At 68.3% G+C, this 18779-nt stretch carries 20 protein-coding genes; 9 read left to right on the forward strand and 11 right to left on the reverse strand.

What is annotated here, in order from left to right; translation table 11 throughout:
• Positions 1 to 51: 51 nt before the first annotated feature.
• The 5 genes from sigE (at position 52) to EV650_RS29375 (ending at position 4332) form a co-directional block, all read left to right on the forward strand.
• Positions 52 to 708 (forward strand): RNA polymerase sigma factor SigE, encoded by a 657-nt coding sequence (gene sigE, locus EV650_RS29355; RefSeq protein WP_134122202.1) that lies wholly within the window; start codon positions 52 to 54, stop codon positions 706 to 708.
• Positions 708 to 1319, forward strand: coding sequence for an anti-sigma factor family protein (locus EV650_RS29360; RefSeq protein ID WP_134122203.1), 612 nt, complete (start codon positions 708 to 710; stop codon positions 1317 to 1319). Before sigE ends, EV650_RS29360 begins: the two co-directional genes overlap by 1 nt.
• A 3-nt stretch (positions 1320 to 1322) precedes the next feature.
• Entirely contained in the window at positions 1323 to 2378 is a 1056-nt protein-coding gene (locus tag EV650_RS29365) for a sigma-E factor regulatory protein RseB domain-containing protein (RefSeq protein WP_134122204.1), read from the forward strand.
• Between the two features lie 78 nt (positions 2379 to 2456).
• Positions 2457 to 3935 carry a S1C family serine protease gene (locus EV650_RS29370; RefSeq protein WP_238174516.1) on the forward strand — a complete coding sequence of 493 codons (1479 nt, stop codon included), beginning with the start codon at positions 2457 to 2459 and terminating at the stop codon, positions 3933 to 3935.
• Positions 3936 to 3996: 61 nt separating this feature from the next.
• Positions 3997 to 4332 (forward strand): sec-independent translocase, encoded by a 336-nt coding sequence (locus EV650_RS29375; protein WP_134122205.1) that lies wholly within the window; start codon positions 3997 to 3999, stop codon positions 4330 to 4332.
• Between the two features lie 19 nt (positions 4333 to 4351).
• On the opposite strand, the gene EV650_RS29380 is transcribed toward EV650_RS29375, so the two are convergent.
• From EV650_RS29380 to EV650_RS29410, 7 genes are all read right to left on the reverse strand, one after another.
• Positions 4352 to 5440, reverse strand: coding sequence for a GNAT family N-acetyltransferase (locus EV650_RS29380; RefSeq protein ID WP_238174517.1), 1089 nt, complete (start codon positions 5438 to 5440; stop codon positions 4352 to 4354).
• A 54-nt stretch (positions 5441 to 5494) separates the two neighbouring features.
• On the reverse strand, positions 5495 to 6640 hold the full coding sequence (locus tag EV650_RS29385; RefSeq protein ID WP_134122206.1) for an Mrp/NBP35 family ATP-binding protein: 1146 nt from the start codon (positions 6638 to 6640) through the stop codon (positions 5495 to 5497).
• 77 nt (positions 6641 to 6717) lie between these two features.
• Complete coding sequence (locus tag EV650_RS29390) at positions 6718 to 7254, reverse strand: hypothetical protein (protein WP_134122207.1); 537 nt, start codon at positions 7252 to 7254, stop codon at positions 6718 to 6720.
• Positions 7255 to 7383: 129 nt separating this feature from the next.
• Positions 7384 to 7947: a PspA-associated protein PspAB gene (gene pspAB, locus EV650_RS29395; protein ID WP_134122208.1), complete on the reverse strand. Its 564-nt coding sequence runs from the start codon at positions 7945 to 7947 to the stop codon at positions 7384 to 7386.
• Positions 7948 to 7951: 4 nt separating this feature from the next.
• Positions 7952 to 8851, reverse strand: a complete 900-nt coding sequence (htpX, locus tag EV650_RS29400) for a zinc metalloprotease HtpX (protein WP_134122209.1) — start codon at positions 8849 to 8851, stop codon at positions 7952 to 7954.
• A 40-nt stretch (positions 8852 to 8891) separates the two neighbouring features.
• Entirely contained in the window at positions 8892 to 9431 is a 540-nt protein-coding gene (locus EV650_RS29405) for a DUF1003 domain-containing protein (RefSeq protein ID WP_134122210.1), read from the reverse strand.
• Positions 9421 to 10698 carry a magnesium transporter MgtE N-terminal domain-containing protein gene (locus EV650_RS29410; protein WP_134122211.1) on the reverse strand — a complete coding sequence of 426 codons (1278 nt, stop codon included), beginning with the start codon at positions 10696 to 10698 and terminating at the stop codon, positions 9421 to 9423. The genes EV650_RS29405 and EV650_RS29410 overlap by 11 nt, the downstream gene beginning before the upstream one ends.
• An 88-nt stretch (positions 10699 to 10786) precedes the next feature.
• Here EV650_RS29410 and EV650_RS29415 point away from each other — a divergent pair, with 88 nt between their 5' ends.
• Entirely contained in the window at positions 10787 to 11755 is a 969-nt protein-coding gene (locus EV650_RS29415) for a transcriptional regulator TrmB (RefSeq protein ID WP_134122212.1), read from the forward strand.
• Here EV650_RS29415 and EV650_RS29420 read toward each other — a convergent pair.
• Positions 11752 to 12279 (reverse strand): hypothetical protein, encoded by a 528-nt coding sequence (locus EV650_RS29420; protein ID WP_134122213.1) that lies wholly within the window; start codon positions 12277 to 12279, stop codon positions 11752 to 11754. The two genes, EV650_RS29415 and EV650_RS29420, sit on opposite strands and share 4 nt — an antisense overlap.
• Positions 12280 to 12375: 96 nt before the next feature.
• Here EV650_RS29420 and EV650_RS29425 point away from each other — a divergent pair, with 96 nt between their 5' ends.
• Positions 12376 to 13338 carry an HpcH/HpaI aldolase/citrate lyase family protein gene (locus EV650_RS29425; protein ID WP_134122214.1) on the forward strand — a complete coding sequence of 321 codons (963 nt, stop codon included), beginning with the start codon at positions 12376 to 12378 and terminating at the stop codon, positions 13336 to 13338.
• On the opposite strand, the gene EV650_RS29430 is transcribed toward EV650_RS29425, so the two are convergent.
• Together EV650_RS29430 and EV650_RS29435 are read right to left on the reverse strand one after the other, a co-directional pair.
• Entirely contained in the window at positions 13335 to 13940 is a 606-nt protein-coding gene (locus EV650_RS29430) for a VOC family protein (protein WP_134122215.1), read from the reverse strand. The genes EV650_RS29425 and EV650_RS29430 overlap by 4 nt on opposite strands.
• Before the next feature lie 40 nt (positions 13941 to 13980).
• Positions 13981 to 14637, reverse strand: a complete 657-nt coding sequence (locus EV650_RS29435) for a peptidylprolyl isomerase (protein WP_134122216.1) — start codon at positions 14635 to 14637, stop codon at positions 13981 to 13983.
• 121 nt (positions 14638 to 14758) lie between these two features.
• Here EV650_RS29435 and EV650_RS29440 point away from each other — a divergent pair, with 121 nt between their 5' ends.
• Together EV650_RS29440 and EV650_RS29445 are read left to right on the forward strand one after the other, a co-directional pair.
• Positions 14759 to 16198, forward strand: a complete 1440-nt coding sequence (locus EV650_RS29440) for a serine/threonine-protein kinase (protein ID WP_134122217.1) — start codon at positions 14759 to 14761, stop codon at positions 16196 to 16198.
• 269 nt (positions 16199 to 16467) lie between these two features.
• Entirely contained in the window at positions 16468 to 17658 is a 1191-nt protein-coding gene (locus tag EV650_RS29445) for an acyl-CoA dehydrogenase family protein (RefSeq protein ID WP_134122218.1), read from the forward strand.
• A 75-nt stretch (positions 17659 to 17733) separates the two neighbouring features.
• On the opposite strand, the gene EV650_RS29450 is transcribed toward EV650_RS29445, so the two are convergent.
• Positions 17734 to 18750 carry an ArsR/SmtB family transcription factor gene (locus EV650_RS29450; RefSeq protein ID WP_134122219.1) on the reverse strand — a complete coding sequence of 339 codons (1017 nt, stop codon included), beginning with the start codon at positions 18748 to 18750 and terminating at the stop codon, positions 17734 to 17736.
• Positions 18751 to 18779 lie beyond the last annotated feature (29 nt).

The raw sequence follows: 18779 nt of genomic DNA on the forward strand, positions 1-18779 counted from the left end.
GGTCCAGCCCGGGTTTTCCCGACGTGCGCAGAGGACGGTGACCGCGGCACCATGGCCTTCACGCTTATTGCCGAGAAGACCCAGGGAGGCGTCGCGGTGAAGCCGCTCCACACCTCGACGGTGTCTGCGCCCGTGCCGGAGACGCTGCCGTCGTGGGACGAGATCGTCCGCACCCACTCCGCCCGGGTCTACCGGCTCGCGTACCGGCTGACCGGTAACAAGCACGACGCCGAGGACCTGACCCAGGAAGTGTTCGTCCGGGTCTTCCGCTCGCTGTCGTCGTACACGCCCGGCACCTTCGAGGGCTGGCTGTACCGGATCACCACGAACCTGTTCCTCGACGGCGCCCGCCGCAAGCAGCGGATCCGCTTCGACGGCCTGCCCGAGGACGCCCACGACCGGCTGCCGGCCAAGGGCGAGGGCCCGGCCGAGAAGCTGGACTCCGACCTGTTCGACCACGACGTGCAGGACGCGCTCGACGCGCTGCCCGAGGACTTCCGCGCCGCCGTCGTGCTGTGCGACATCGAGGGCATGACGTACGACGAGATCGCCGACGTCCTGGACGTGAAGCTCGGCACCGTCCGCAGCCGCATCCACCGTGGCCGGTCGATGCTGCGCAAGCACCTGGAGCACCGGGCCCCGCGGTCCGGCCAGACCCGGGTCGGCGGCCCACCGGCCGACGGCCTGCTGGGTGGAGGTGAGCTCTGATGACGCTTCAGCACCCGCTGGACAAGCTGAGCGCGGTGGTCGACGGTGAGCTCGACCACGACTCCCGGGACAAAGTGCTGGGTCACCTGGTCAGCTGCGACACCTGTCGTACCGAGGTGGACGGGCAGCGCCGGCTGAAGGCGCGGATGGCGTCACTTGAGTCGCCGGACACACCCACTGATCTCATGCAGCGCCTGATGGGCGTCTCGTCGTTCTCGACCGAGCCACGGGAAGAGGTCCGCCCGGTGCTCACGCCGGCGGTCAGCCTGTTCCCGCAGCGGTCCGCGTTCCCGGCCGGGCGTACAGGTGGCACTCGGCCGGGAGCAGCCCGCGGCACTCGCTCCCGCCGACGCACCGGCGTCCTGGGTGCGGCCGGCTCGGCTGCCGCAGTGGCGTCCCTGCTCGGTACGGCGTTCGTCGTCGGCGACCCATCGCGCTCGGAGCAGCCGCCGACGCTGCAGCCGTCGGTCGCGAGCTTCACGTCCGACCACGCAAGCACGAGCGGCGGAGCGCCGTTCGCCGACCCGGTCGCGGTGCTGAACTCCTACAACGGCGCCGGGTACGCCGGACTGAGCCCGACGCTGCGGCCGGTGGCCCTGACAGGACGCTGACCCGTGAGCCTGTCCCGGCTCGCCGTACTGGTCAGCACTGCACTGATCGGCTTCGGCCTGCCCGCGTCCGCGGTCGCCGTACCGGCCGTCTCGAAGGTCGATTCGCCGACCGCGGTCAACTGGCTGCAGCGGGCCGCTGCCGCGCCGAACCGGGTCTCGTACCGCGGTACCCAGATCATCACCGCGTGGGGGCCGCAGGGCGCGAGCTCGGCGATGTTCGAGATCGTGCACGCTGCGTCGCAGGGTTCCGAGATCAGCGTGCTCGGTTCGTCGTCCGCTCCGGGCGCCAAGGCGTTCGTCCAGCGGGCCACGACCACGAGCGCAGCCATCGACGGCGGACCGTTGGCTTTGCTGCAGGCGACGTACCAGCTGGTCGACAAGTGCTGCACTGACCTGATCGGGCGGACCGCGGTTCTGGTCGAGGCGCTGCGTGACGACAAGACGCTGGCGGCCCGGTTCTGGATCGACAAGGCGACCGGACTGCTGCTGCAGCGTCAGTTGTTCAGCACGGACGGCAAGACGATGGTCCGGGCCACGATGTTCACCGAGCTGGAGATCGAGGGGTCCGAGTTCCTCGGCCATCTGCCGCCGATGTTGCCCAGTGGGGTCGAGGCGGTCGGCATGGGCAAGGTCGACAACCTGCGCTCGCAGGGCTGGGTGTGCGCACCGGACCTGCCTGCATCTCTCAAGCTGTACGACGTACACCAGGACACCAGCAACGGGTCGCTGCAGTTCTCGTACTCCGACGGGCTGTTCAACGTCTCGCTGTTCGAGCAGCGTGGGGTGATGGACCCGGCCGCGGTGGCGGGCTTCAGTACGACGGACAGTCCGGGGGTGTACCAGCGGTACGGAATGCCGTCGTACGTCGTCTGGTCGTCCGGTGGGATCGTCTACACGCTGATCGGGGACCTGCCGCCGGACCAGCTCGGGGACGTGGTCCGGGCGTTCCCTCATGACGTGCCCGCAGGGCTGAGCGCGATCCAGAGATTGGGCACCGGGTTGGCCAAAATCGCGACCTGGCTCACTCCGATGGGTGCACTGTCGCCGAAGCTGGGATAATCGATCTGGAAGGCCCTCCGGTTACCCCCGGTCAGGACCTCCGACCGACGACCACGACGACGACGTGAGGCGGGGACCGTGACGAGCGACGACGCCGAGCCGACAGTTCCGAATCCGGCCACCGCGGATCCGAACGCACCCCTGCCCACGACCAACGAGCCGCCGGCCGGCCAGCCCACGTCCTCCGCCACGCCCTCGCAGACTCCGCTTACCGGGTTGACTCCGCCGGCGCTTGGGGCCGGGGCGATGCCGCTGCGGCAGCCCGGTTCGGATGCGGCGTACCGGCAGACGAACGGCGGCCGGTCCACCTCGCAGCGCAGTTTCGGGCAGCCCGAGCCGCAGGACCCCAGGTTCCGGCCGGTGTACCCGGGGCAGGCCTGGCCCACCGAGCAGCCGCAGTACCGCCCGACCTACATCCCACCGCCACCGGCGGACTGGCACCAGCAGCAGGCCCGCTCGTATTCGACCGAGCCGCCGAAGGTGAACCGGATCGTCGCCATCGCCGCACTGGTCGCCCTCATCATCGGTGTCCTCGCCGGAGCCGGAGCTGCCACGGCCGTCGTCGCGCTAGGCGGCGGCGGCAACGGCCCGATCGCCGATCAGCCCAACCCGCCGGTCGGCACCGGCGCCGACCCGAAGATCCGCACCGGCTCGGTCTCCGCCGTCGCCGCGACCCTGCTGCCGAGCGTCGTCCAGCTGAAGGTCGACGGCTCGGACAACTCCGAAGCCACCGGGTCCGGCTTCGTGATCGACAACGCCGGACACATTCTGACCAACAACCACGTCGTCGCGGCCGCGGCCAGCGGCGGCTCGATCCAGGTCGTGACCAACGGCAACAAGACCGCGACCGCACGGCTCGTCGGCCGATCCCCGGCGTACGACCTGGCCGTCGTGCAGGTGGTCGGGATCGACGCGCCATCGGTGCAGTTCGGCCGTTCGGACGCGGCGGTGGTCGGGCAGGACGTGGTCGCGATCGGCTCGCCGCTCGGCCTGGCCGGCACGGTGACCTCCGGCATCATCTCGGCGAAGAACCGGCCCGTGACGACGGGCGACGACACCGGCCAGGCGTCGTCGTACATCAGCGCGCTGCAGACCGACGCGGCGATCAACCCGGGCAACTCCGGCGGACCGCTGGTCGACATGAACGCTCGGGTGATCGGGGTCAACTCCGCGATCGCGACCGTTCCCGGCGCGGGTGAGGGGCAGAGCGGGAGCATCGGGCTCGGGTTCGCGATCCCGATCGACCAGGCCCGGCGTACCGCGCAGCAGCTGATCGCGAACGGCAAGGCGTCGTACCCGGTGATCGGGGCGAGCGTGGACATGCAGTTCGAGGGTGGTGGCCGGGTCAGTGCGGTGACCGTCAAATCGCCGGCCGCGCGGGCCGGGCTGCGGGTCGGTGACGTGATCACGGCGATCAACAACGAGCCGGTGGACAGCGCGGAGGTGCTGATCGTCGCGATCCGGACTCACCAGCCTGGGGAGGCCGTGCGGATCGCGTACGAACGCGGCGGGCGATCTCGCACAGTCACCCTGACGCTCGCCCAGCAGATCGGCTGACCGTCTTGCCCGCAGTCGAGATACCCTTGGCGGCGTCCGCGTACAGGAGTGAGGTGGGGACATGTTCGGCATCGGACCACTCGAACTGGTCGTGATCGCGATCGTCGCCGTACTCGTCTTCGGACCGGACCGGCTGCCGGAATTCGCCCGTACGGCGGGACGCCTGTTGCGGCAGGTCCGCTCGATGGTCAACAACGCTCAGAACGACCTGCGCAACGAGCTCGGCCCGGAGTTCGCGGACCTCGAGCTCCAGGACCTGAACCCGAAGAACTTCGTCCGCAAGCACCTGCTCGACCCGATGGACGAAGACGAGAAGCCGGTCACCGAATTCACCGACTCCACCCCCCAACGCCTCCCGGCCGGCCAACGCCCCCCATACGACCCCGAATCCACCTGACCCACTGCGCCCGGTCTGGTCAATCGGTGATGAGTAGGTCGTAGGTGACTTCGTCGTCTACGTGGGTGGAGATTTTGAAGGCGGCGCGTTCGGTGCCGACGTGGCGGAAGCCGGCTTTTTCGGCGGTACGGCGGGCTGGTGCGTTGGTGGACGCAGTACGGATGAAGAGGCGCCGTCCGCCGAATCCGCCGGCCGACTCGGGAGCGAAGTACCACTCGGCGACGCGCTTGATCGCCTCGCTCATCACTCCGCGGCCCTGCGCGTCGGGGTGCATCCAGTAGCCAATCTCGGCGTCGCGGACCTCGCCGCGGAAATGGATGCTGAACAGGGTGAGGTTGCCCAGCCCTTCGTCGGTCTCGGCGTCCGCCACGCACCAGTTGAATCGTCGGCCGGCGGCCGCCTGCTCGGCCATGTCCTTCAGCCAGAAGCGGGCGTCCTCCGCGGAGAACGGTTGCGGGATGAACGGCAGGAAGTGCGCGGTCGCCTGGTTGGTACGCGCGGTGGTGATCCGCGGGATCTCGTCCTCGCGCCAGGTCCGCAACCGCAGCCGTGACGTCTCGAGCACGGGGTGCTCGAACCACGGCTGCCGCGGCTCGCGTGGATCGTCCGGCCGGATCCAACCGTTCCATGCGTCGACCCGTCGGCCGTTCTCCTCCGCCATGCGCGGGATCGTCTCACTAAAACGGAATCCGGTCGCCCACGCGACCCGGCGCGACGGCCAGTTGCCGACGCGCGCCCACCAGCGGATGACGTGGAAACCGCAGGTCGTGAAGCCGAACTCCAGGATCAACCGCACCGCTCGGCTCATCACTCCGGCGCCCCGGGCCCACGCCGACAGGCCGTAGTGCACGCGGGCGTTGCCGTCCACATCAGGCTCCAGGGCGACGCTTCCGGCGTACCGGCCTTGGTACTCGACCACGAACATCAGCCGCTCGCGTCGCTTCCACGCGTCGGTGATGCCGAAAGTCATCCACCGCCGGGCGTCCTCGTCGTTCCAACGGGAACCTTCGCGGTTGCGCTCGGCTTGGGCTTCGATGTCGTCGGGCCGGGGCGCGCGAAGCGTCACCACCCCGTCGGTCAGGACCGGATGCTCAGCAGGAATCGGCACCCGGCCAAGTCAACACCAGTCCCCGGCCACCTTCGGCCGGATTTGCAGCTCGGGTTATCGCCCGGCGGGGGAGAGACCGAGCTGGCGTCCGAGCAGGCCGCGCGGCTTGCCGCCCAGCGTGGACGCGATCTTGTCGAGGACCTGTGCTGCCGGGGTCTCGGGGTCGGCAGCGACGAGCGGCTGGCCGAGGTCGCCGCCGGAGCGGAGGCGCTCGTCCAGCGGGATCTCGCCGAGGAGCGGGATCGGGTAGCCCAGGCGGGCGGACAGGGTCTCGGCGACGCGAGTACCGCCGCCGGAGCCGAAGATCTCGATCCGGTGCTCGGGACCGCAGTGCGGGCAGGGCAGGAACGACATGTTCTCGACCACGCCGGCGACCCGCTGGTGCACCATCTGCGCCATCGTCCCGGCGCGCTCGGCGACCTCCGCGGCGGCTTCCTGCGGGGTCGTGACGACGATCACCTCGGCGCTGGTGAGCCGCTGGCCGACGGAGATCGCGATGTCGCCGGTGCCGGGCGGGAGGTCGAGGAGCAGTACGTCGAGGTCGCCCCAGTACACGTCCGCCAGCATCTGCACGAGCGCCCGGTCCAGGATCGGACCGCGCCATGCGACCACCTGGTCGCGCTTCGGCTTCAGCATGCCGATCGAGATCACCTTCACGCCGTGTGCGGGCACCGGCATGATCATGTCGTCCACGGCGGTCGGCCGCTCGTCCGCGACACCCATCATCGCCGGCACCGAGTGCCCGTAGATGTCCGCGTCCAGTACGCCGACCGACAGTCCCTGCTGGGCCATCGCGACCGCGAGATTCACCGTCACCGAGGACTTGCCCACGCCGCCCTTGCCGGACGCGATCGCGAACACCTTGGTCAGCGAGTCCGGCCGCGAGAACGGGATCTCCTTCTCGGCCACGCCCCCGCGCAACTGCGTCTGTAGCGCCGCTCGCTGCTCGGCCGACATCACACCGAGGTCGATCTCGACCCCCGTGACACCGTCCAGCTTGGTCACCGCGGCGGTCACGTCGCGCCGCAGCGTGTCCTTCATCGGACAGCCGGCGACGGTCAGCAGCACCCGGACGGCGACCACGCCGTCCTCACGGACGACGACGGACTCGACCATCCCCAGGTCGGTGATCGGCTTCTTGATCTCCGGATCCAGCACTCCGTCGAGCGCCGCGGTCACTTGATCAGCAGTAGGAGCCATGCCCCAAGGCTACGTGCTCCCCCGAACCCACCCGACCACCGTCCATGTGACCTACCTCCACCAAGGCAACCCTTACTTCACGCTGTGAGATGAACCAGCGCCACGTCCTTGCCGGCGTGGTGCGGCAGCGCCGGCATCCACTCGTTGTCCGGGGCCTTCCGGCTCAGTGCGCTCTGCACCTGCTGCTGCCCCTCGGAGTCGACGAGGAGCGCGTAGATCTTGTAGTCCTTGTTGATGTCACCGACGCGCGCCTTCGGATCCGCGGAACCGAACGTGAGCTTTGTCAGACTCCACTGACCCTTGCCGTCGATGGAGACCGAGCCGGTGGTGGCGAAGTAGTACTTCAACTCATCCGGAGCCTGGATCAGCACGACCAAGCTCCATTCGTCGTCGAGGTCGGCCTGGCCGCGAATATCCACTAACCGGCCAACGTTCGCATGCGGCCTGGGCGAGGTGATCTTCACTTTGTACCCGTGCGTGATCGACGTAGCCCAGTTCCGCATGTCCTGCGGTGTCGAGAACAGGTACGCCGAGATCGACACCACAGCCGCGATCATCGCCGCGATTGCCGTGAGCCAGCGCAGCCCACGACCACCCTCGCTTGGTTCTGACATCTGATTCCCCCACGCGAGATCCCCCCTCGCGGGCACCAGGCTGTCGATCGGCGGGGCCGTTCGTCAATGGCTTGGCGACAATCAGTTAGATAACCTCTCGTCGCTGTGACGAGGACATTCGTGAACCAGCTACAGGCCGGGGGCGCCGTAGATGGGGAACCAGCGGGAGAGGTCTGGTTCGAAGTTTAGGTCTGTGCCGACGATGGACTTGATTTGCAGTTCGGTGGCGTTGTCGCGGCGGTCGGGGCCGGCGGGGACGAAGGGGTACCAGGAGCCGCGTTTGTACAGGTACACCAGGCCCAGCGACCGCGCCCCGTTCGTGAAGGCGACCAGTGTGCACAGCAGGGCTGAGCCGAAGCCGGCGTCGACCAGGGAGCTGTTCACGCCGTGCAGGTCGGTGACCAGGCCCTCGACGTCGTCGGGTGTCGTCTCGCGGACCACCCAGGTGAAGCCGTAGGAGTCCGTCGTACTGGTGAACTTGCCGTTGTCGAGCGCGAGCAGCTTGTCGACCTCCTCACGGAGCGTCGAGAACCCACCGCCTTCGGCCGCCTTGAAGCAGACCGAGCCGCTGCCGGTCGGACGGTAGCCGGCCGCGGTCTCCAAGGTGATCGCGGCCGACGGAAGGGAGAACAGCTGATCGAGGTTCGGCGGGACGGCTTTGCTCCGGCCGAGGATGATGTCGAGAAGACCCATAGCCCTAAGCTTGCTCGCCCAGCTCGCGGGAGAGCACACCGAGGCGGTCGAGTCGCTTCTCCAGCGACGGGTGGGTCGACAGCAGCGACGACAGGCTCTTGCCCTGGCCGGAGATCGCCGGCGCGAAGAAGAACGCGTTGAACGCCTCCGCCTGGCGCAGGTCGCGCGACGGTATCCGCGCTATGTCCCCGCTGATCTTGGTCAACGCGGACGCCAGTGCCGACGGTCTCCCGGTCAGCATCGCGCCGGCCCGGTCGGCCGCCAGCTCGCGGTACCGCGACAGCGCGCGGGTGAGCAGGAACGAGATCGCGTAGACGGCGATCGAGACCGCGATGATCGTGAGTACGACGATTGCCGTGTTCTGATCGCGGTTGCGGCCGAGTCCGCCGTACAGGCCGAAGCGGGTGATCAGGCCCGCGAGCACGCCGAGGAACGACGCGATCGTCATTACGGCGACGTCGCGGTGGGCGACGTGCGAGAGCTCGTGCGACAGCACGCCCTCGAGCTCGTCCTGGTCCAGGCGGCGCATGATGCCGGTGGTCACGCAGACCACCGCGTTCTTCGGGTTGCGGCCGGTCGCGAACGCGTTCGGCAGGTCGACGTCGGCGATCGCGACGCGCGGCTTCGGCATGTCGGCCAGCGCACACAGCCGGTCGATCGTGCCGTGCAGCTCGGGAGCCTGCTCCGGCGTGACGATCTTCCCGTGCATCGCGTACAGCGCGATCCGGTCGGAGAACCAGTACTGCACGAACAGCGCACCGCCGGCGATCACGACCGCCAGCACGGCGCTCCTCGTCAGCGCGATCAGCAGCGCGACGAAACCGACGTACAGCAGACCGAGCAGGAAACTGGTGATCAGCATCCGGCTGGACAGCCCGCGGTCAGGCGCGAATCGAGTCTTCATCCCACGTCCTTCCTCACCTGATAGTGAGAGTAGCTCGGGGTCAAACCCGGCCGTCCTCGCGCCGGTTCGCGTCCAGATCGGCGAGCAGCGACCGCAGCTCGGAGCGCAGGTAGTCCCGGGTGGCGACCTCGCCGACCGCCATTCGCAGCGACGCCATCTCGCGGGCCAGGAACTCCATGTCCGCCCTGGTCCGGGCGTCGACGTCGCGATCGCGCTCGTACTGCACCCGGTCGCGGGCCTCCTGCCGGTTCTGGGCCAGCAGGATCAGCGGAGCGGCGTACGACGCCTGCAGGCTGAGCGCCAGCGTCAGGAAGATGAACGGGTACTGGTCGAACCGCACGCTCTCCGGCGCGAAGATGTTCCACGCGACCCAGAACAGGATGGTCGCGGTCATGTAGACCAGGAACTGCCCGGTGCCGAGGAAGCGCGCTATCCGCTCGGACAGCCGGCCGAACGCGTCGGCGTCGTACGTCGGCCGCGGTACGAAGGTTCGGCGCCAGTCACGCGGTACGTCGAGTCGCGTCGTCGCACCGCGGAACAGCCGGCGTTCGTCCGAGGACCGGCGGTCGTCACGAGGCATCGTGACCTCCCTCCTGATCGATGTGCTCGGCATGGTCGTGTTCACGCCAGTCGTCCGGCAGCAAATGATCCAGTACGTCGTCGACGGTCACCGCGCCGAGCAAACGGCCCTCATCGTCGAGCACGGGCGCCGCGACCAGGTTGTACGTCGCCAGGTACTTGCTGACCGTCTGCAGGCTGTCGTCCGGCCGCAGCCCGTCCAGATCGGTGTCCAGTACTGCGGACACCAGCTCGGACGGTGGTTCGCGCAGCAGCCGCTGGATGTGGCCGATCCCGATGAACCGTCCGGTCGGCGTCTCCAGGGGTGGCCTGCAGACGTAGATCATCGCGGCCAGGGCCGGACTGAGCTCAGCGTTGCGTACATGGGCGAGCGCGTCAGCCACAGTGGCGTCCACCGGCAGGATGACCGGCTCTGACGTCATCAGACCGCCGGCAGTGTGCTCCTCGTAGGTCAGCAGCCGCCGTACGTCCTCAGCCTCTTCCGGCTCCATCAACGTCAGCAGGCGTTCAGCGGTCTCGGTCGGCAGCTCCGCGATCAGGTCGGCCGCGTCGTCCGGGGACATCTCCTCCAGTACGTCGGCGGCCCGCTCGGTGTCCAGACCGGCGAGGATCTCGACCTGGATATCCTCAGGCAGCTCCTCGAGCACATCCGCCAGCCGCTCGTCGTCCAGCGCGGCGGCGATCTCGTTGCGCCGCTTGGCCGACAGGTCATGCAGTACGCCGGCCAGGTCCGCAGCACGCATCGACTCGAACGCGGCCAGGATGTGCGTCGCGCCCTGACCCTCCTCGACGTCGGTGAACCCACCTACGTCGGCCCAGTCGAGCACATGCGTCTGTCCGCGCCGCCGGAACCGCTTGGAGCCCTCCCGGACCGCCACCTTGGTCAGCAGCCAGTCCCGGGTCCGCCACTGCTCCATCGCCAGGTCGTACACCACTGCCGTCGTACCTGTATCCGCGATGGTGACGGTCCGGTCGAGCAGCTCACCCAGAACGAGTACTTCGGTCGTGCGCTGCTCGAAACGCCGCATGTTGAGCAGACCGGTCGTGATGATGTGGCCGACGTCCACAGAGGTGACACGGGTCATCGGCAGGAAGATGCGGCGCCGGGTGAACACCTCGACCACCAGCCCGAGCACGCGGGGCGGCTGGTCGCCCTGGCGCATCATGGCCACCAGGTCGCGGAGCTTGCCGACCTGGTCCCCGTTCGGGTCGTAGACCGGCAGCCCCGCCAACCGGGCGACGTACACGCGCGACGGTGATCCGGACATGTCCGAAGGCTAACCCGCCGAACCGGAGTCTCAGCTGAGGACGCTTCGTAGACTTCTTACCTCGGGTGCCGTCGAGGTGGGGATGAACATGCTGGGATCGACCGGGCTCGGAGCGGAGGACGAGGCGGCGTACCTGGACCTGATCCGGCGAGGCGCCGCGTCGCTGGGGGATCTGGCCCTGCGACTCGGCTGGCCGGTAGGGGAGGTCCAGCGGGCGGTCGACGTACTGCAGGGCGAGGGGTTCGTGCACCGTACGCCGCCACCCGCCGAGCTGATCGTCCCGGTGCCGCCGGAGCTCGCGGTCGAGCAGCTCGTCCAGCGGCAGGAGGAGGAGTTCGAGCGGATCCGCAAGGCGGCGTACCGGCTGGCTGCTGAGGCGACCAAGCAGGGTGGTGCGCGGCGGACCGAGGAGCTGCTGGAGATCGTCACTGGCGAGACTGCGGTCGGCCTGGCGTTTGACCGGGTGCAGCGGACGGCCCGTGCGGAGATGCGTGAACTGGTTGCGCCGCCGTACGTCGCGTCCGCCGAGGTGAACAGCACGCAGCTGGCCAGGCAGGGCGCCGGTGTGGCGTACCGGGTGGTCTACGACAGCTCGGCGCTCAGTGACGAGGTTCTCGCGGCCAGCGCGGTCAGTCACGTCCGGGCGGGGGAGCAGGCCCGCATCGCGGACGTCCTGCCGACCAAACTCGCCGTAGCGGACCACGAGCTCGCGTTGCTCCCTTTGGATTGGGCAACACCGGCGCAGGACGCGGCACTGCTGGTCCATCCGTGCAGCCTGCTCGACGCACTGGTCGCACTGTTCGAAACCGTGTGGAATCGAGCCAGTCCGCTCTCCGTGACCGAATCAAACAGCCTCCAAGCAGAGGAGGCCATGTCCGCCGAGGACCGCCACCTGCTGTCACTACTAGTCGCCGGTCTGACCGACGACGCAGCCGGTGCGAGACTCGGGATCAGCAGGCGCACGGTGGCCCGCCGAGTGCAGCAATTGATGGAGCAGACCCACTCCCGCTCGCGGCTCCAGCTCGGCTGGCATGCCCGCGACCGTGGCTGGCTTTAACTCAGCTTCGGGCGGCGCCGAATGCGGCGGTGCAGCGTGATGGGCGCTTTGCCTCGTGTGGTCGCGCTGGTCCCGACCGGTGTCTCAGCCCGCGGAGTGGCGTCGTAGCGTCCGACTGCCTCGGTGATCTCACCAGTCGGCTCCAGAACGAGGATGTCGGCCTCTGTCTTCCATCGCTCGAGCTGCGTGTCCAGTCCGGCCGCGTTGAGCCGGTCAGTCCGCAGTACTAGGGCTGCTGCCGTCCACTCGTCGGTCCCCGGCTCCAGCCGCCGTACCGTCGCAGTCCAGCTCGCCAGCCGGCTGGTCGCAGGCTTCGCAGGTACGACGACCTGCGCCGAGCCGGCCGTGGCTAGTCCGGGCAGCGGCTGCTCCGCACTGTCGGCCGCGTCCGCCAGTACGACGTACTGCCCGTCAACGTTCGCGAACCACGCAGGGGCCGGTCGCCCGCCACCCCACGCCAGCCAAACGAGCCCCGCCTTCTTCATCACTCCGGCGATCTCCGTCACAGCGCCATCCACGTCCACCGCCCAAGAGTGTCACAGTGAGCGATGTCACCGGGCAGGTCGCGTGCGTTTCGCCGTACGCTGCCGGTGACCGGTGGGTAACCGAGTGGAGGACCGATGACGGAACAGGTTTTGCGCAGTCGGCGATCGTGTCTGGCCACCCCGGGGTCGAACCCGCGGTTCCTGGCCAAGGCGAAGGGGCTGGACGCGGACCAGGTGTTCCTGGACCTCGAGGACTCGGTCGCGCCGATCGCGAAGGCGGACGCCCGGAAGAACATCGTCGCCGCGCTGAACGAGGGCGGCTGGGGTACCAAGCTCCGCGTCGTCCGGGTGAACGACTGGACCACCGAGTGGACCTACGCGGACGTGATCGAGGTTGTCGCCGGGGCCGGTGCGAACCTCGACTGCATCATGCTGCCGAAGGTGCAGACCGCCGAGCAGGTGGTCGCGCTTGACCTGTTGCTGACCCAGCTGGAGAAGGTGCACGGGTACGAGCCGGGACGGATCGGGATCGAGGCGCAGATCGAGAACGCGCTCGGTCTGACCAACGTGAACGCGATCGCGCAGGCCTCGCCGCGGGTGGAGACGATCATCTTCGGGCCGGCCGACTTCATGGCGTCGATCAACATGAAGTCGCTGGTGGTCGGCGAGCAGCCGCCCGGGTACGACGTCGGCGACGCGTACCACTACATCCTGATGCAGATCCTGATGGCGGCTCGCGCGCACGGGAAGCAGGCGATCGACGGTCCGTACCTGCAGATCAAGGACGTCGAGGGCTTCCGTCGTGTCGCGGGCCGCTCGGCCGCGTTGGGCTTCGACGGCAAGTGGGTCCTGCACCCCGACCAGATCGCCGCCGCGAACGAGGTCTACTCCCCACGCCAGGACGACTACGACCACGCCGAGAACATCCTCGACGCCTACGACCACTACACGTCGGCGGCAGGCGGCGCCCGCGGCGCAGTCATGCTCGGCGACGAAATGATCGACGAAGCCTCCCGCAAAATGGCCCTAGTCATCTCCGCCAAAGGCCGCGCCGCCGGCCTGACCCGCACGGACATCTGGCAACCGCCCGCCGATTAACCCACCTGGGCCATGATCGCCAGCAGATGGCCGTCGGGGTCGGGGAAGAACGCCATCCATTCCTCGACCCCGTTGTCGTGCTTGTGGATGAGGTGCGGCGCCTGCTCGAATTCCACACCGCGGGCGCGGAGTTCGTCGTACGCCGTCTGGATGTCGTCGACCCGGAAGTAGAGGACCGACGGCTGGGCCGGCTCCTCGGTGGCGCTCAGGAACAGGCGGGTCCCGCCGCAGTCGAAGAACGCGAGATCGCCGAACGTGTAGAGATGCGGAAGACCCAGCACCGTCCCGTAGAAATCGACCGCCACCTGAATATCCCGCACCGGGCGGGCGATCTGCCCGATGACACCTAGCTCCATCACTTGAGCTCCTCGTCCTCGCAGGGCACTGTCCGCGGGCACGCCGCGCCAGGTGCGGAGCTCGGCCCGGCGATCCAGGCCGAGCTTCATCAGCGCGTTGGCGACATGGAACTTGACCGCGTCGACGCTGACTCCGCGCCGTCGCGCGATCTCCCGGTTCGACATCCCGTGACGTACTGCGTGTACGACCTGCCACTCGGCGGGGGTCAGTACGTCGGGATGCCGGGGTCGGCCTCGTGTGCCCACGGGGTCACGCTAGCCCCGGCGACTGCCGAATTACCCTCCCCTAGAAGCTCCAGACCTTGAGGATGCGGATGGGCTTTACCGGCGGGCCGTCCTGGTCGGGGTCGGCTATGCCGGCTTTGACCATGCGGTCGAAGGTGGACATGCCGGCGATGACATGGCCGAGGATGGTGTAGTCGGGCGGGATGTTGGCGAAGGAGTGGACGACGAAGAACTCCGAGCCGTTCGTGCCCGGACCCTGGTTGCCATAGGCAACTGTTCCGCGGGGGTAGGTCTCCGCGCCGGTCACCTCGTCGGGGAACTTGTACCCCGGTCCGCCCTCCTCCTGGCGGTAGATGTCGCCGCACTGCAGTACGCCGAGCCGCGCGGAGTTCGTCAGCCGGAAGCACTGGGTGGCGTCGTAGAACCGGCTCTGCACCAGATGCACGAAGTTGTGCACACCACACGGCGCGTTGGAACGGTCCATCCGGACCACGAACGGTCCGTAGTTCGTCACGAAGAACACATCGACCGTGCCCTTCGCGCGGGCCGTCGCGGACGGTATCCGGACCGGCTTGGCCGCCGGGTTATCCGGCGTCGGCGTGAACTCGCACTTGACGACCGGTTTGGGGTGCTGAGCAGGGGTGGCGGACGCCGTGGTCGTGGTCAGCGTCGCGGCGACGAGGGTGGCCGCGATCAGGGCAGGGAGAGATCGCTTCATCGACACACCGTAGTACGCCGATCGCACTCTGCAGAGCTTTCTGAAGCTTTTGCCGTGGGACTCGATCATCCGGCGCTTCCCGCCTAAGGTGTTGCGGTCCGCTGCGGAAGGTGTGTTGTTTGTGAACGGCGAGGTACTGGCCGGTCGGTACCGGTTGCTGACCCTGCTGGGCAGGGGCGGTGCGGGTGAGGTGTGGCAGGCCGAAGACACCGTTCTCGCCCGCCAAGTAGCGGTGAAGCTGCTGCGTAGTCTCGACGGCGACCCGATGGACGCGGTCCAGCGGTTCCAGGCGGAGGCACAGGCCGCGGCGCGGCTGACCCACCCGAATGTGGTCGCTACGTACGACGTGGGTGCGGCAGGCGACCACGTGTTCCTGGTGATGGAGCTGGTCCAAGGCCCCGACCTCCAGAAGCTGATGCGTACGGCGGGACTGCCAACCGCTGACCTGGTCGAAGAGATCGCCACCCAGGGTGCTCGCGCTCTGGATGCGGCGCACGAGGCCGGAATCGTCCACCGGGACGTCAAGCCGGGCAATCTGCTGCTGGCCCCGGACGGCACGCTCAAGATGACGGACTTCGGTATCGCGAAGCGTGCGGGCAACGAGACGACCGGACTGGGCGTCCTGCTCGGTACGGCGTCGTACGTGTCGCCGGAGCAGGTCCGTGGCGAGCCGGCGACTCCGGCCAGTGACTGGTACTCCTTCGGCTGCGTCCTGCACGAACTCCTGACGGGTACGCCGCCATTCACCGGGCCGACCGTGGACGTGGTGATGCGGCAGCACCTCGACGTACCACCGCCGCCGGTCACGCGCACCGACGTACCGCAGGAGCTGGCGAACCTCGTCACGCACCTGCTGGCCAAGGACCCGGCAGACCGTCCCACGTCGGCCGCTGACGTGACTGCACTGCTCACTCCCGCCAATCAGACGCAGGTATTGGCGTTCACGCCACCTGTCCTCGATGTCGGGAAGTGGGAGGACGACGAGGAGCCGCAGACCGGCCATCGAGCCCCGCGGCGTGGCTTCCCGTTGGCTAAGGCCGGCGTGGCGGCTGCTGTCGTTGTGGCCGGGATAGTGGCGGCTCTGCTGCTCAGGGCGGGCGTTTCGAACGATCCGCCGGCAGTGGCCGGTGGGACGCCGTCAGCGCCCGTCGTGAAGGCCTCCAGCGCCCCGAAGACCACTCCGAAGCCGACACCTTCGAAGACGACCCCTTCCAAGAAGCCGAAGCCCTCTCCGAAGCCAACGCCGAAGCCGAATCCCCAGGCGGCTCTGGTGCAGAACCTGCGGACTCTGGCCGCACAGGTCCGTGCGACTCAGCAAGGCAGCCGCAGCAAGGCGCCGCGAGATGCAGCGCAGGACCTGGACCAGGCTGCCGAGGCAATCGACCACGGCGACACCCAGTCAGCCGCTGAGCACTTCTACTCGGCCCGGCAGCACCTGTTCGAGGCGCAGATGCGCCATCGCTGGCAGGGGACCCCGCAGATCGCCGAGCTGTTCTCGACGATCAGCAAGTCCCTCCCACGCCCGAACAACAACCAGGAACACAACAACAACGACGAGTGAGGCACGCGACCTCCGGCAGGTGGCCGGTGTCACAGCGAGTGTCACCCTCGTACCGGGATGCTAGTGCCCCGTGGTGGGTGTCATTCGGCGCTTCCGGCGCCCAGGCACGCACCTCGCGGCACTTGACCAGCGCCCACGATGCTCCGCATCGAGGCCACTGATCAAGCACCGCGATGCACGCACCTGAACACCGCAATCGCTCGAATGACACCCACCACGGGGCACAGAACCGCGATACTCGCGGGTAAGCCGGTCGAAGGAGGCGCACGATGAGCAGGTTGCAGCAGACCGAAGGGCTGACCGACATCCAGGAGGAGATCCTGAAGACGGTCCGGGCCTTCGTGGAGGCGGAGATCCTCCCGGTCGCCACCGAGCTCGAGCACCGCGACGAGTACCCGACCGAGATCGTCGAGGGCCTCAAGGAGCTCGGCCTGTTCGGGCTGATGATCCCCGAGGAGTACGGCGGCCTGGGCGAATCGCTGCTCACCTACGCACTGTGCGTCGAGGAGATCGCCCGCGGCTGGATGAGCGTGTCCGGCATCATCAACACGCACTTCATCGTCGCGTACCTGCTGCTTCAGCACGGGACCGACGAGCAGAAGCAGAAGTACCTGCCCCGGATGGCGACCGGTGAGGTCCGCGGCGCGTTCTCGATGTCCGAGCCGGGCTGTGGGTCCGACGTGGCCGCGATCAAGACCAAGGCGACGCGGGACGGCGACGGGTATCTGATCAACGGTCAGAAGATGTGGCTGACCAACGGCGGCTCGTCGAACCTGGTCGCCGTACTCGTGAAGACCGACGAGGGGCAGGACTCGGTCTACAAGAACATGACCACGTTCCTGGTCGAGAAGGAGCCCGGGTTCGGCGAGGTCGACAAGGGCCTGACGATCCCCGGCAAGATCGAGAAGATGGGCTACAAGGGTGTCGACACCACCGAGCTGATCTTCGACGGCTACCGGATCGACGCCGGCCAGATCCTCGGCGGCGTACCGGGCAAGGGCTTCTACCAGATGATGGACGGGGTCGAGGTCGGCCGGGTGAACGTGGCCGCGCGTGGGTGCGGCGTCGCGCGGCGCGCGTTCGAGCTCGGGATCACGTACGCCCAGCAGCGGGAGACGTTCGGCAAGAAGATCGCCGAGCATCAGGCCGTGCTGTTCCGGCTGGCCGACATGGCGGTCAAGGTCGAGGCGGCGCACGAGCTGATGGTGAAGGCGGCCCGGAAGAAGGACAGCGGTTCCCGCAACGACTTCGAGGCCGGAGTGGCGAAGTACCTGGCCAGTGAGTACTGCTCGCAGGTCGTGGAGGACTCGTTCCGGATCCACGGCGGGTACGGGTTCTCGAAGGAGTACGAGATCGAGCGGCTCTACCGCGAGGCGCCGATGCTGCTGATCGGAGAAGGGACGGCCGACATCCAGCGGATGATCATCGGCCGCCGCCTCCTCGAGGACTACAAGCTCTGACGGCCGTCGCGCTGGGTCGACAGGCGGGGCGGTGCCGGTCGGCCCAGCGCGCGGCGGGGCAGGGGATGGTGGGGGCTAGCTGGGTGCCCGGGCCGGGGCCTGGGTGTGGCCGGAGCCGTAGCCGGACAGCAGCCAGATGCCCAGCTGGGTGATTTCGTGGCGGACCGAGGCGCCGGCCCGGCGGGTGGTGATCAGCCCGGCCTCTCGCAGTACTGTCGCCTGGTGGCTGGCGGCCGCGGGGGAGATCCGGCAACGTTTCGCCAGCTCGGTCGTCGTACAGCCGCTGACGGTCGCCTCCAGTGCGGCGGCCCGGGTCGCGCCGAGCAGCGAACCCAGCGGATCACTCGACGGGCCTGCGTCCATCGACGCCTGCCGCAGGATCCCGGGCGCATGCTGGATCGGGTACACCAGGATCGGTTTCAGGTCCGGGTCCCGCAGCTTGGTCGGTACCTGCCAGCAGAACGCCGAAGGCTGCAGCTCGATTCCCCTGCCATCGAGATACAGATCTCGGTCGTTCATGTCCAGCACCTGCAGGACCGGTGCGACCCACCGGACCCGCGGGTGCAACGACGACAGCAGCCGGTCGACGCCGTGCCGGGCCAACGCCTCCCCACGATGGGCGTGGTCGGCGGACACGTGCGTCCCGATCGACTTCCAGTACGGCGCTATCGCCGCGTCGTGGTACGTCCGGATCGCCCGGCCGAGCTTCTGCATCGACGTCCGGCCGCCTTGGGCCAGCTCCCGCGTCCACGGCGACGCCGGCCGCCAGTTCCCGAGCAGGTCGAGCTGGCTGCGGATCTGCTGCCGCGGTGTCGCCAGCGCCTGCTCCAGCGCGGAGTCGAAGTCCGGTGCGGACTCGGCGGGGGTCAGGAAGTCGGGGGAGTAGCCCTTCGAGGGAGTCAGCTCGAGCAGCAGCCGCATCTGGTCCGGAGCGACCTTGGCCCGCACCTGACGGCGCCAGTCCTCGAAGATCAGCCGACCGTCGGAGTGCTGCAGCATGTGCAGGCTGAGCAGCACCTCCCACAGCGGCGCCGGCCTGGTGGCCACCGTGACCCGGGTCAGATCACGTGGCGTGAAGTGAATTCGAAGCACCGCGATCCCCTCCCGTTCCCTGTCGTCCC

This window comes from Kribbella kalugense (assembly GCF_004365875.1).
Taxonomy (GTDB): Bacteria; Actinomycetota; Actinomycetes; order Propionibacteriales; family Kribbellaceae; genus Kribbella; species Kribbella kalugense.